Genomic DNA, 12647 nt, shown 5'->3' on the forward strand with positions numbered 1-12647 from the left:
TGACCGGCCGCTGAACGCCGTCGGACCCTAGCGGGTCGAGACGATCAGGCTGAAGGGCGCGAGGGTCCCTCGGCGCGCCTCGTCGCGCATCAGGTAGACCTCGATGCGGTAGCTCCCGCTCGCCGGGGCGCCGCCGTTGTAGTGCGCGCCCTCGATCGAGCCGTTGAACAGCGTCTCCCCCTTCGGCCCGATCACGTTCATGTAGGCCCTTGTCGAGCTCAGGTCCGCGTTGAAGCGCCGCCCCGCCTCCAGGTCCAGCGCATAGCTGTGTCTCTCGCCGCCTTCCACGACGCCGGTCAGGGTCGCGCCGCTCGCGCCCGGATCGAAGCGGACGACGGTCGCCCCGCCGCGTGCGTCGGCGCCGCTGTCGGCCGCCCCGCAGTCGTCGACCCGTTCGATGGTGGCGTAGCGCCCGTCCGCCGCGCCGATCTCGACGCAGCTCTCGCCCTTGGACCAGTAGGCATAGGCCGTGCTCCCGACCCTGGTCTCCCGCACGAACTGATAGCCTCGCGCCTTCAGCAGCGGCTCCCCGCTCGCCGCCCGGCCCCCGATCATGTCGGCCAGGTCCGGCGGGGGCGCCGCCGACACGGGCGCGGCTAGGCCGCCCGCCAGAGTCAGGGCGGCGAGCGCCGCGATCCTCGACTTGCCGGTCACCATCGACGCCCCCTCACGTTCATTGGCGAACGATACTACCCCGGCGCGTCCTTCGCGCTAGCCCGCCAGCGACGCGCCGATCGGCAGCTTGCGGATCGGCTTGCCGGTCAAGGCGACCAGGGCGTTGACCAGGGCCGGCGTAGCCGGCGGCACCGGCGGCTCGCCGACGCCTCCGATGGTCTGGTCGTTCTCGATGAACACCGTGTCGATCCGGGCCGGCGCCTCGTTGATGCGCAGCAGGCGGTAGCCGTCGAAGTTGGTGTTCTGGGCCCGGCCGTCGGCGATCTCGATGCCCTCGAACAGGGCCGTCGACAGGCTCTGGATCACCCCGCCCTCGACCTGATTACGGGCCCCGTCGGGCGTGACGACCTTGGCGCAGTCCAGGGCGCAGGTCACGCGATGGACCCGGGCCTCGCCGTTCTCGATCGAGGCCTCGACCACCTGGGCGCACAGGCTGCCGTAGCTGGCCACGAAGGCGAACCCGCGGGCGCGGCCCTTCGGCAGGGGTTTGCCCCAGTCGCCGGCGCGGGCCGCCTCGTCGATCACCTTCAACGCGCGCGGATTGTCGGCGAGCAGCTCGCGTCGCAGGGCGACCGGGTCCTTGCCGGCGGCGCGGGCGACCTCGTCGAGGAAGGCCTCCATGAAGTAGCCGTTCTGGGTCGCCCCGACCGCGCGCCACGGGGCCATCGGCACCGGCTGGTCGGTGCGCACCCAGTCCACGCGATAGGCGCCGGTCTTGTAGAGGGTGTCGGTCAGGGTCTGGACCGAGGAGCCGTCGATCTCGCCCTGCTTCAGCCCGCCGGGCGAGAAGCTGTCGCGCATCGAGGGGCCGGCCGTGCGGACATGCAGCGCCACCACCTTGCCGGCCTTGTCGAGGCCGGCGCGCAGGCGGGCGACCTGGGCCGGGCGATACCAGCCCTGCCCCGTCTCGTCCTCGCGCCGCCAGAAGACCTTCACCGGCTTCCGGATCGCCATGGCCACGGCCACGCCGCCCGGCGTGCCGTCGTCGCCCAGCCGCCGGCCGTATCCGCCGCCCAGCAGCAGGGTGTGCAGCGTGATCTTCTCGACCGGCAGGCCCGAGACCTTGGCGGCGGTGTTCCGGTTGCGGTCCTGGGTCTGGAACGGCCCCCAGATCTCCAGCCCGCCGTCGGCCGTCGGCTCCACCGTGATCGACCAGGGCTCCATCGGGGCATGGCTGAGGTAGGGAACCTCGTAGTCCGCCTCGACCACCTTGGCGGCGCCGGCCAGGGCCGCAGCGGCATCGCCCTCGGCCTTGCCGACGATGGCCTCGGCGTCCCTGGCCAGACCCGCATGCATGGCCGCCGAGATCCGGGCCGAGGTCAGGCCGTCGTGCGGCGTCGCCTTCCACGTGACCTTGAGCGCCGCCGCCCCCTTCATGGCCGCCCATTGCGACTTGGCCACCACGGCCGCGCCGCCGGGGATCGGCACGACCTGCTCGACGCCCTTCACCTTCAGCGTCTCGGCGTCGTCGAAGCGATCGAGCTCGCCGCGGTAGACCGGCGACAGCACGGCGCAGGCGTAGACCATGCCCGGCCGCGTGAAGTCCTGCGAGAACACCGGCTCGCCGCGGACCTTGGCGGGCACGTCGACCCGCGGCGTCTCCTTGCCGACGTACTTGAAGCGCTTCGGATCGCGCAGCGTCCCGGCCACGACGGGCCGCTGCGCGGCCAGGGCCGCGGCCTCGCCGAGGGTGACCGCGAGCGGCTTGCCGGCGCGCAGGAAGCGGCCGTCGTCCAGGGTCACCTCGGCGGCCGGAGCGCCGGCCTTCTCCGAGGCCGCGGCGATCAGGCTGGCCCGGGCGTCGGCGCCGACCTTGCGCAGCGCGTCGTACCAGCCGCGCACGCCCCAGGAGCCGCCCGAGCCCATCGCCCCGCCGCGCCGGAACGGGTCCGACGGCAGGGCGGTGTCGACCGTGACGATGGTCAGCGGCACGCCCATCTCGTCGGCGACGATGGCGGCGTGGGCGGTGTGGGTGCCCTGCCCCATCTCCGTGGTCGGCGACAGCAGCGCCACTCGGCCCGTCGGGCTGACGGTCAGGTAGGCGGTCCAGGGCGACGCCGGCGCCCCCGTCTGAGCGTGGACCGGCGGCGTCACCGTGAAGCTGAGGACGAAGGCTCCGGAGGCGGCCAGGAACCCGCGGCGGTCGAGGATCGGCTTGTTCATCGCGTTTCCCCTCAGGCCTTGGCCGCGGCCTTGATGGCGGCGCGGATGCGTGGATAGGTCCCGCAGCGGCAGAGGTTCCCGGCCATGGCGGCGTCGATGTCGGCGTCCGTCGGGGCCTTGGTTTCGGCCAGCAGCGCGGCGGCGCTCATGATCTGGCCCGGCTGGCAGAAGCCGCACTGGGGGACCTGGGCGTCCACCCAGGCCTTCTGGACCGGGTGCTCGCCGCCGAAGCTCTCGATGGTGGTCACGCTCTGGCCGTCCAGATCGCCGACCGGGATCGAACAGGCCCGCACCGCCTGGCCGCCGACATGGACCGTGCAGGCGCCGCACTGGGCGATGCCGCAGCCGTATTTGGCGCCCTTGAGGTCGAACTCCTCACGCAGCACCCAGAGCAGCGGCGTGTCGGGCTCGGACGTCACCGTCACCGCCTTGCCGTTGAGGGTCAGAGTGGTCATCGCGCGCCTCCCGGAAAACCCAGCTCCCCGGCAGGTTAGTCGAGCCTGGGCCGTTTGCGCTATCGCAAGCTTGCGGCGACAAATCCTTGCTGCTGGTCCCGTCCGCTCTTGCCCTACGCGCGCGTCAGCCTGTTACTATGCAAAACAGTACAAAAGGGAGAACGACCATGGCGATCGAAGGCGGCTGCTACTGCGGGAACATCCGGTTCAAGGCCGAGGGCGATCCGATGATGAAGGGTCAGTGCCACTGCCGCGAATGCCAGCACATCACCGGCGGCGGCCCCAACTACTTCCTGGCCATGCCCGCCGCCGGCTTCGCCTACGTCAAGGGCGAGCCCAAGCAGTTCGCCCGCGCCGACCTGGAGACGCCGGTCACCCGCGATTTCTGTCCGGACTGCGGCACGCCGCTGCTGACCCGGCCGCAGGGGCTGCCGGCGGTGATCGTCAAGGCCGGCACCCTGGACGACCCGGCCCGCGACTACGGCGGCCCGCTGGTGGCCATCTGGACCTCCGAGAAACAGCCCTTCCACGACATCGCCGACGGCATGGCGAGCTTCCCCGGCTTCCCGGGCCGCTGACGGCCGGCGCGTGTCGGCCAGGGCGGCAGGGGCGAAGCAGACCGGAACCGGCGTCAGGGCCAAGGCCCTGGCGGCGGCGGGCGCCCTGCTGGCCGAGGTCGGCGCGGACGAACTGAGCTTGCGGCTGATCGCCGACCGGGCCGGGATCGGGCTGACCTCGATCTACCACTACTTCGAGAACAAGGACGCGCTGCTGGTCAGCCTGGCTCTGGGCGGGCTGGAGGATCTGCGGCGGGACATCCTCACCCTGCAGAAGAGCCCCGAGTTCGACTCGCCGATGCGCGGCGGAGCGCGGGCCTTCTTCGCCTTCGCCGAGAGCCGGCCTCGGCTGTTCTCGCTGATGTTCAGCGAACGGCTGCTGGTGAGTCACCAAACCCTGCGCGAAGCGGAGCAGAAGATCGTCCTGGCCTATCAGGCGGCGGTCGAGGCCGACGACCGCGTCCCGCCGCGCCACCAGGAGAACGCCGCCTACGCCCTCTGGGCCCTGGGCCGGGGGATGGCGGCGATCATCGCCTCCTATCCCGGCGGACGACCGCCGGAGGACCTGCTGGCCAAGCTGTTCGCGGGCGGCGGCTACCTGATCGACCACCCGGAGTGATGTCCGAGGCTAGAGTCGTCGCGGGATCATCACCGGCAGGGTCTCGAAGCCGCGGACGAAGACCGAGTAGCTGCGCTTCGGCTCTCCGACGACCACGATCTCCGGGAAGCGCTTGAGGATCTCCTCCCAGATGATCTGCAGCTGCAGCTCGGCCAGGCGGTTGCCGACGCAACGGTGGATGCCGAAGCCGAACGAGATGTGCTGGCGCGGCCGCTCGCGGTCGATAATGTAGTCGTTCGGGCGCTCGATGACGCTGTCGTCGCGGTTGCCCGACACGTACCACATCACCACCTTGTCGCCCTTGCGGATGATCTGGCCGCCCAGCTCGATGTCCTCCAGCGCCGTGCGGCGCATATGGGCCAGCGGGGTCTGGTAGCGGATCGTCTCCGACACCATCGAGGGGATCAGCGACGGGTCGGCGCGCAGCTTGGCGTACTGGTCGGGATTGCGGTTCAGTTCGAACACCGAGCCGGAGATGGTGTTGCGGGTGGTGTCGTTGCCGCCCACGGTCAGCAGCACGACGTTGCCGAAATACTCGCGCGGCGCCATGTCGCGCGTCGCCGGGTGGTGGGCCAGCATCGAGATCATGTCCCCCGTCGGCGGAGCGTTGACCTTCTGGTTCCAGAGGACGTTGAAGTAGGCCTGGTACTCCTGGAAGATCTCCAGCTTCTGCTCCAGGCTCTCGACGATGCCGCCAGGCATCGGGATGGCGGTGACCACGTCGGACCAGTAGGGCAGCTTGCGGCGGTCCTCCTGCGGCGCGTCGAACAGCGTCGCCAGGGTCATGGCCGTCAGTTCCTTGGAGACCAGGTCGACCCAGTCGAAGGTCTCGCCGATCGGCAGGCCGTCGAGGATGGCCCCGGCCCGCTCGCGGATCAGCGGCGCCATCAGCTGCAGGTTGGCGGGCGAGACGGCCGGGCTGACCGCCTTGCGCTGCACGTCGTGCCGGGGCGGGTCCATGGCGATGAACATCGGCAACGGCTCGAAGTTCTGCTGGCCGCCGCCGATGGTGATGCCGCCCAACAGGAAGTCCGACGAGAACACCTGATGGTTGGTGTCGACCGCCATGATGTCGTTGTAGCGGGTGATCGACCAGTAGGGCCCGTACTCGCCGCCCTCTGTGAAATGGACCGGCGCCTCGGCGCGCAGGCGGTCGAAGATCGGCCACATGGCGTCCTGCTGGAACAGCGCCGGTTGGGCGGGATCCAGACTCTCCAACGGCGCCGACCAGACCGCATTCCGCGCCTCGTCCAGCGTCACCGATCCGTCGGCCATCGCGATGCTCCCTGTGTCGTCGTTGTGTCGTCGCCGGTGTTCCTTCCCTGACGAAAGGGGTTCGAACAGCGTTCCACAAGAGCGCTTTCGATGCAGGGCGCCGCGGCGGTTCAGATCCGACCGGGCCGCCAGACTCCAGAGCCCTCGCCGCCCGCCTTCATCGGATCGCCCCCGCGAAGGTCGGGGCGGCGGGGCGGCGGGGCGGCGGGGCGGCGGGGCGGCGGGGCGCGTTCGACGAACAATGCCTGTGAGCAATCCTCGGCGGGGACACAGAGGTCCGGACATGGTCGGCGCGCGGTTCCTAGGCACGGGCGGCTGCATGTCCGCCCCCGCTTCGGATGAACCGAACCGAGATGAACCGGACTGAGATGAACAGGGCCGAGACTGGCCCGACCGGGACTGGCTCGACTGAGGCGGGCTCGACCGAGACGGGCGGGATTGAGAATGATCGACTTCAGACTGACCGGACCGAGCTGATCGACTTCAGACTGGAGCCGCCTGATACCGGCCCCATCGATCCAGACTTCGCCGATACGGATCACGCTGCGGCTGGTTACGCCGAGGCTGGTTACGCGGAAGCTGATCGGGGCGATCTGGACGCACCGTCTCCGCCCGGAGGCGCGGCTCATTCGAGCCGACCCAAGCCGACCGACACAGCCCCAGGAGGCGGTGGTCGCCAGCCGCGGGCGATCGGACGCCCTGGCTCCGACGTCCTGCCCCGCCTTCCCGAGACGTCTTCCCTAGGGTCTGTACTCGATACCGCTCATCCCCGCGAAGGCGGGGATCCAGGCCTATTGGGTGCTGAAGCGGTCCTGACGGGCTTGGGCGGTTGAAGGGCGGCTACGAAAAAACACCTGGATCCCCGCCTTCGCGGGGATGAGCGGAATAGGGTTGGGGCAAGCGATTGAAATTGCTCATTCCCAATTGAGTACAGACCCTAGACGTCCTCCAGGAAAGCCACCCCCGGCGCGGTCTTCAGGGCGCCCCGCAGCGACGCGTCCAGGGTGTAGAACCCGGGAAGCTTCAGCTCGACCTCCTTGCCGCCGCCAAGGCCGGCGACGAACACCACCTCCCCGCCCTTGGTCGCGGCCGCGGGGGCCAGGCGACGCTTGAGCGCCTCGATCTCCGCCGAATACGGCGACAGATGCACCCGCAGGCTGGCGGCGACATTCTCGACCGCCTTGTCGAGCGGCTCGGCGTCGTCGCCGAAGAACCGCACCTCCCCGTCCCGCCCCTTGGCGCGAACCTTGATCAGCACCGCCTTGCCGGGCTCGAGCGCGTCGCGGCAACGGCGCAGGGCCTCGGGCGGGAACAGCACCTCATACTCGCCGGTCGGGTCGGACAGGGAGACGAAGGCGAAGCGGTCGCCGCTCTGCTGGACCCGCTCCTGGCGGCGGCGGACCATGCCGGCCATCCGGAAGGCCTCGCCCCCGGCCTCGGCGGCCGGGATCACCTCGGTCAGCAGCGACGTCCGCCGCCGCCGCAGGACGTCGATCATGTCCTCCAGCGGGTGGCCGGTGAGGTAGAAACCGACCGCGGAAAGCTCCTCATCCAGCCGGCGGATCTGATCCCAGGGCTCGACCCGCGGCAGCCGCGGCCGATTGGTCTCGCTCTTCTCGCCCCCGAGCAGGCTGAGCTGGTCCGAGGCCCGGTCGGCGGCCTCGGTCTGGCTGTAGGCGATCAGCTTGTCCGCCGCCTCGACGATCTGGGCGCGGTTGGGGTGGATGCTGTCCAGCGCCCCGGCCCGGGCCAGGTTCTCCAGCGCGCGCTTGTTGACCTGTTTGGGGTCGACCCGCTCGACGAAGTCGAAGATGTCCCGGAACGGCCCGCCCTCGCCCCGGACGTCGACCACGTGCTGCATGGCCGCGAAGCCGACGTTGCGCACCGCCCCCAGGGCGTAGAGCACCTCGCCGTCCTCGACCTCGAAGTCGGCGCCCGAACGGTTCACGTCCGGCGGCCGCACGGTGATCTTGAACCGGCGGGCGTCCTGGTAGAACACCGCCAGCTTGTCGGTGTTGCTGATGTCGAGGCTCATCGAGCCGGCCAGGAACTCGACCGGCGCGTTCGCCTTCAGCCAGGCGGTCTGGTAGCTGATCAGGGCGTAGGCGGCGGCGTGCGACTTGTTGAAGCCGTAGCCGGCGAACTTCTCGACCAGCTCGAAGATCGAGGCCGCCTGTTTGGGATCGACGCCCTTTTCGGACGCGCCCGAGACGAAGCGCGCCTTCTGGAGGTCCATCTCCTCCTTCTTCTTCTTGCCCATCGCCCGGCGGAGCAGGTCGGCTTCGCCGAGGCTGTAGCCGGCCAGGATCTGGGCGATCTGCATCACCTGTTCCTGGTAGACGATGACGCCGTAGGTCTCCTTCAGCACCGGCTCCAGCGACGGATGCAGGACATCCATCGGCCGCCGGCCGAACTTGGTGTCGACGAAGGTGTCGATGTTGTCCATCGGGCCCGGGCGGTAGAGCGAGATCAGGGCGGTGATCTCCTCCAGCGAGCCTGGCCGCATCTTGCGCAGGGTGTCGCGCATGCCCTGGCTTTCCAGCTGGAACACGCCGACCGTCTGGCCCGACCCCATCAGCTCGTACGACGGCAGGTCGTCGAGCGGCAGCTTGCTCAGATCGACCGCCGCCCCGCGCTTGGCCATGTGCTTCACGCAGCGGTCCAGCACGGTCAGGGTCTTCAGGCCCAGGAAGTCGAACTTCACCAGGCCGGCGCTCTCGACCCACTTCATGTTGAACTGGGTGGCCGGCAGGTCCGAGCGCGGATCCTTGTACAGCGGCGTCAGTTCGGTCAGCGGGCGATCGCCGATCACCACCCCGGCGGCGTGGGTCGAGGCGTTGCGGAACAACCCCTCCAGCCGCAGCGCCACCTCCAGGCACTGGGCCACCGACGGGTCGTCGTCACGCGCCTGGCGCAGCCGCGGCTCGATGTTGATCGCCTGGGCCAGGGTCGTGGGATTGGCGGGGTTGTTCGGCACCATCTTGCAGAGCCGGTCGACCAGGCCGAGCGGCAGCTGCATCACCCGGCCGACGTCGCGCAGCACGGCGCGGGCCTGCAGGGTGCCGAAGGTGATGATCTGGGCCACCCGGTCCAGCCCGTACTTGTGCTGGACGTAGTCGATGACCTCTTCCCGCCGTTCCTGGCAGAAGTCGATATCGAAGTCGGGCATCGACACCCGCTCCGGATTCAGGAAGCGCTCGAACAGCAGGCCGAACCGAAGCGGATCCAGATCCGTGATGGTCAGCACCCAGGCGACCAGCGAGCCGGCGCCCGAGCCCCGCCCGGGGCCCACGGGGATGCCGTGAGTCTTTCCCCATTTGATGAAGTCCGAAACGATCAGGAAGTAGCCCGAGAAGCCCATCCTCTGGATGACGCCGATCTCGCGATCCAGCCGCGCCCAGTAGTCCGCCTCGTCGGCGGCCAGAACCAGCCCCTCCAGCCGTCGCTTCAGGCCCTCCCGGGCCTGGTGCGCCAGCTCCTCGTCCTCGCTGCGGCCGTCGCCGGTCGGGAACCGCGGCAGGATCGGGTCGCGCTTGTTGACGATGAAGGCGCAGCGCCGGGCGATGTCGAGGGTGTTGTCACACGCCTCCGGCAGGTCCGCGAACAGGGCCCGCATCGCGTCCGCCGGCTTGAACCAGTGCTCGGCGGTCACCCGCCGCCGCTCGTCCTGGCCGACGAAGGAGCCGTCGGAGATGCAGAGCAGCGCGTCGTGCGCCTCGTACATGTCCGCCTTGGCGAAATAGACGTCGTTGGTGGCGACGAGCGGGACGTCGTTCTCATAGGCCCAGGCGACCAGCCCAGGCTCGGCCGCCGCCTGCTCCGGCATGCCGTGGCGCTGCAGCTCGACGTAGAAGCGGTCGCCGAACGCCCGGTGCATTTCGGCCAGGGCCGCCGCGCCGTCGGCGCTCTTGCCGGCCGCGAACAGCGGATCCGCCGGGCCGTCGCGACCGCCGGACAGCAGCAGCAGTCCCTCGGCGTGCTCGACCACCTTGGACCAGGGCACGCTCGGCTCCTCGGACGGGTCCGCCTCGAGGTAGGCCGCCGATGAGATTTCGGTGAGATTGAGATAGCCCTGCTCGCTCTGGGCCAGCAGCACCACCGTCGGGGTCCGGGCCCAGCGCTCCGGCGGGCCCTCGCCGATGCCCTTCACCGGAACGGCGCAGGCGATGATCGGCTGCACGCCGGCGTCCTTGGCGGTGACGGAGAATTCCAGGGCGCCGAAGAGGTTGGCCCGGTCGGCCACGCCCACGGCCGGCATCACCGCCGCGGCGGCCATCTTGCCGATCGCGTCCGCCTTGATCGCGCCCTCGAGCATCGAATAGGCCGACCGGACCCGCAGGTGGACGAACCCCTTTGCGGCGGTCTCCACGGCGGCGGCGTCAGCCATGCGCTCTGCTCCTTCTGGGCGAGATCAGGTCATAGGACGATTCACGCCACCATGTAGGCGACGGAACACATCATCCACACAAAGCCGATGACGGACATCAGGGCCAGCGATTCACGCGCGATCCGGACCATGGAGGCCTCCCGTTTTCGAGTTGCCCCTTTGTTCTATTTTCCGGTTTTGTTCTCGTCAAGCCCACATTCGTTCCACAGGAACAGAACGGCGCCGCCCTCATCGAACGACGCCGCCTGTGGACGAACGTCAGCCGGCCTTGCGGGCGGTCTTCTTCGCCGGGGCCTTGGCCTCGCCCTCGGGCGCCTCGGTCTTGGCGGCCGCCGGCTTGGACGCGCGCGGCGCCGCGGCGGGGGCCGGATTCATGGGCGGACGGTGCTTCCCGATGAGGTCCGCCTGCTCGGCCCGACGCACGGCGCCGGTGATGTTCAGGCGCGCATAGATGTGGGTGGCGCCGTGCGCCGACTGAGCGGCGTCCCAGTTCTCGAACACCGTGCGGTGAAGACTATCGGTCTCCCCGGCGTAGATGACAGCCGCCACATCGCCGTCCCAACGTACGAACAAGTAGTTCGCCCCGCCCGGCGAGACCGGTTTCAGCTCTTCGATCGGCCGATAGCGGTAACTGGCGCCGGATTGGCCGCTGAAGTCGAGCTGACGGGTCATATGTACGCTCTCGTCGGAGGTGAAATATTACAAGGCCTTCATGACAGCGTGATCTGGGCGAAATCTGGGCGGTCGCCAAGAGACCAACGCCGCGCGCGCGCTTGACGTTCCGAGCGCTACAGATGTAGCGTATGGGCGACATTGATAGCGAGCACCCCATGGCCGACACGCCGCAGCCCTCCGAAGCCGAGCTGGAACTGCTCAAGATCCTCTGGCGGGACGGCCCCGCCAGCGCCCGCGAAATCCAGGCGCGGCTGCCGGAGGGGCTGGCCTGGGCCGCCTCGACGACCCGGACGGTCCTGGAGCGGATGCGCGCCAAGGGCCTGTTGAACCGCGAGGAGGTCCACGGCGTCGCCGTCTACGCCGCCGCCGCCGGCAAGACCCAGGTGCTCGGCGGCGTCCTCCGGCGGCTGGTGCGCGGCGTTCTCGAGGTCGACGGCCCCCTGCCCGCCTCCGCCTTCTCCGGCAGCCAGGTGCTCAACGAGGCCGAACTGGAGGAACTGACGGCCGTGCTCAACGCCGATCTGGAGAAGGACAGGTGACCGCCGCCGTCTGGATCCTGCTGGCGACGGCGCCGTTCGCCGCCGTCGCCTGGACGGCCGGCGTCCTGGTCGACCGGCTCGCCGTCGATGCCGGAACGCGCGCGCGGCTCTGGACCCTGCTTTTCGCCGCGCCGCTGCTGGCCGCCGGGGCCGCGCCAGGCCTGGCGCTCCTCCTCCCCGAGGAGACCGCGGCGCTCGTCCCGCTCTCCGGCTGGTCCCCCGCGCTCGCCGAGCAGACGGCGGCGGCCGCGTCGACGGCCGGAACCGCCTGGCGGCGGCTTCTCGACGGGACGCCGAGCCTCATCCTGACCGTCGCCGCGGTCGGCGCGGCCTTGCGTCTGGGACGGCTGGCCATGCTTCACGCCCGGCTGGCGAGACGGATGCGCCAGGCGGAGCCGGCGGATCGCGAAGGCCTCGCCAAGGCGACGGCGCAAGCGGCCGCGGCCCAGGGCCTGCGCGCCCCCGCCATCGCCTGGTCCGACGGCCTGTCCTCGCCGCTGCTCGCCGGCCTCCGGCGGCCGATGATCCTGCTGCCGGCCGGGCTCGCCACCCTCCCCGACGATCAGCTCGCCGCCGTCTGCGCCCACGAACTCGCCCACCTGAAGCGGGCCGACAATCTGCGCGGACTGGCCGAGGACCTCGTCCTGGCGCTGCTCTGGTTCAACCCGATCCAGACGGCGCTTCACCGTCGCCTCATCGCGGCGCGGGAGGAGGTCTGCGACCGAGACGCCCTGGCCGGCGCCTCGCCCGCGACCCGCCGCGCCTATGCCGAACTGCTCGTCGACGCCCTGCGCCTCGGCGCCGGACGCCCGCTCGCGACTTCACTCACTGGAACCGGAAGGAGCCCCCAGATCATGCGCCTGAAAGCCATCCTGACCCCCGCCCCCGCATCCCCCCGCGCCAAGGGCGTCGCCCTGGTCGCAGGGCTCGCCGCCGTCTGCGCCCTGGCGACAGGGACCGCCGCCCTGGCCGGACGCCTGCAGGACGAGCCCTTCCGCACGGTGTCGAAAGTCGCCGCCGACGAGGCCGACCCTCACGCCAGCGTCCAGATCTCCGCCGATCGCGCCGAGATCATCATGGGCGAACGCACGCGCTGGTCCGGCAATCCCCGGCTGACGTTCGTGGGCGATCCGGAGAAGGCGGGCCTTCGCATTCTGCTCGATGGCAAGACGCCCCCAGCGGGCTTCCGCGCCGACCGCGTCGATCCCAAGACCCTGCGCTGGATCGACGGCTACCCAGCAGACTCGGGGCGCCCGGCCGTGGTGGACCTCGTCACGGTCGGCGGCGCGCCCTAGCCGCGCA

The 12647-nt window shown here is 70.2% G+C and carries 11 protein-coding genes; 4 read left to right on the forward strand and 7 right to left on the reverse strand.

Translation table 11 applies throughout. The features are described 5' to 3' along the window. Positions 1–27: 27 nt before the first annotated feature. From CSW64_RS11765 to CSW64_RS11775, 3 genes are read right to left on the reverse strand one after another with little or no spacing between them, the layout of a single operon-like run. Positions 28–657 (reverse strand): hypothetical protein, encoded by a 630-nt coding sequence (locus tag CSW64_RS11765; protein ID WP_099622288.1) that lies wholly within the window; start codon positions 655–657, stop codon positions 28–30. A gap of 54 nt (positions 658–711) precedes the next feature. After that, positions 712–2838: a xanthine dehydrogenase family protein molybdopterin-binding subunit gene (locus CSW64_RS11770; protein ID WP_099622289.1), complete on the reverse strand. Its 2127-nt coding sequence runs from the start codon at positions 2836–2838 to the stop codon at positions 712–714. Positions 2839–2849: 11 nt separating this feature from the next. Then, entirely contained in the window at positions 2850–3293 is a 444-nt protein-coding gene (locus CSW64_RS11775; protein ID WP_099622290.1) for a (2Fe-2S)-binding protein, read from the reverse strand. Positions 3294–3460: 167 nt separating this feature from the next. On the opposite strand from CSW64_RS11775, the gene CSW64_RS11780 reads away from it, so the two are divergent. Both CSW64_RS11780 and CSW64_RS11785 read left to right on the forward strand, forming a co-directional pair. Next, positions 3461–3871, forward strand: coding sequence for a GFA family protein (locus tag CSW64_RS11780; protein WP_099622291.1), 411 nt, complete (start codon positions 3461–3463; stop codon positions 3869–3871). A 10-nt stretch (positions 3872–3881) separates the two neighbouring features. Further along, positions 3882–4469 carry a TetR/AcrR family transcriptional regulator gene (locus CSW64_RS11785; RefSeq protein WP_099622292.1) on the forward strand — a complete coding sequence of 196 codons (588 nt, stop codon included), beginning with the start codon at positions 3882–3884 and terminating at the stop codon, positions 4467–4469. A 9-nt stretch (positions 4470–4478) separates the two neighbouring features. On the opposite strand, the gene CSW64_RS11790 is transcribed toward CSW64_RS11785, so the two are convergent. From CSW64_RS11790 to CSW64_RS11805, 4 genes are all read right to left on the reverse strand, one after another. Then, positions 4479–5744, reverse strand: a complete 1266-nt coding sequence (locus CSW64_RS11790) for a cytochrome P450 (RefSeq protein WP_099622293.1) — start codon at positions 5742–5744, stop codon at positions 4479–4481. A 937-nt stretch (positions 5745–6681) separates the two neighbouring features. Next, a complete protein-coding gene (dnaE, locus tag CSW64_RS11795; RefSeq protein WP_099622294.1) occupies positions 6682–10131 on the reverse strand; it encodes a DNA polymerase III subunit alpha in 3450 nt (1149 codons plus the stop codon). A 41-nt stretch (positions 10132–10172) separates the two neighbouring features. Further along, positions 10173–10262: a cell division inhibitor SidA gene (gene sidA, locus CSW64_RS11800; protein ID WP_099622295.1), complete on the reverse strand. Its 90-nt coding sequence runs from the start codon at positions 10260–10262 to the stop codon at positions 10173–10175. Positions 10263–10389: 127 nt separating this feature from the next. Next, positions 10390–10803 carry a hypothetical protein gene (locus CSW64_RS11805; protein WP_099622296.1) on the reverse strand — a complete coding sequence of 138 codons (414 nt, stop codon included), beginning with the start codon at positions 10801–10803 and terminating at the stop codon, positions 10390–10392. 131 nt (positions 10804–10934) lie between these two features. Here CSW64_RS11805 and CSW64_RS11810 point away from each other — a divergent pair, with 131 nt between their 5' ends. Both CSW64_RS11810 and CSW64_RS11815 read left to right on the forward strand, forming a co-directional pair. Next, positions 10935–11345 carry a BlaI/MecI/CopY family transcriptional regulator gene (locus CSW64_RS11810; protein ID WP_245863679.1) on the forward strand — a complete coding sequence of 137 codons (411 nt, stop codon included), beginning with the start codon at positions 10935–10937 and terminating at the stop codon, positions 11343–11345. Next, positions 11342–12640, forward strand: a complete 1299-nt coding sequence (locus CSW64_RS11815) for a M56 family metallopeptidase (RefSeq protein ID WP_099622298.1) — start codon at positions 11342–11344, stop codon at positions 12638–12640. Before CSW64_RS11810 ends, CSW64_RS11815 begins: the two co-directional genes overlap by 4 nt. The last annotated feature ends 7 nt before the right edge of the window (positions 12641–12647 follow it).

The sequence above is a fragment of the Caulobacter mirabilis genome (assembly GCF_002749615.1).
Lineage (GTDB): Bacteria > Pseudomonadota > Alphaproteobacteria > Caulobacterales > Caulobacteraceae > Caulobacter > Caulobacter mirabilis.

Excerpts from the sequence above, each read along its gene's own strand:
- CSW64_RS11765 (WP_099622288.1), bottom strand. The coding sequence starts at position 657 with ATGGTGACCGGCAAGTCGAGGATCGCGGCGCTCGCCGCCCTGACTCTG.
- CSW64_RS11770 (WP_099622289.1), bottom strand. The coding sequence starts at position 2,838 with ATGAACAAGCCGATCCTCGACCGCCGCGGGTTCCTGGCCGCCTCCGGA.
- CSW64_RS11775 (WP_099622290.1), bottom strand. The coding sequence starts at position 3,293 with ATGACCACTCTGACCCTCAACGGCAAGGCGGTGACGGTGACGTCCGAG.
- CSW64_RS11780 (WP_099622291.1), top strand. The coding sequence starts at position 3,461 with ATGGCGATCGAAGGCGGCTGCTACTGCGGGAACATCCGGTTCAAGGCC.
- CSW64_RS11790 (WP_099622293.1), bottom strand. The coding sequence starts at position 5,744 with ATGGCCGACGGATCGGTGACGCTGGACGAGGCGCGGAATGCGGTCTGG.
- dnaE (WP_099622294.1), bottom strand. The coding sequence starts at position 10,131 with ATGGCTGACGCCGCCGCCGTGGAGACCGCCGCAAAGGGGTTCGTCCAC.
- sidA (WP_099622295.1), bottom strand. The coding sequence starts at position 10,262 with ATGGTCCGGATCGCGCGTGAATCGCTGGCCCTGATGTCCGTCATCGGC.
- CSW64_RS11805 (WP_099622296.1), bottom strand. The coding sequence starts at position 10,803 with ATGACCCGTCAGCTCGACTTCAGCGGCCAATCCGGCGCCAGTTACCGC.
- CSW64_RS11810 (WP_245863679.1), top strand. The coding sequence starts at position 10,935 with ATGGGCGACATTGATAGCGAGCACCCCATGGCCGACACGCCGCAGCCC.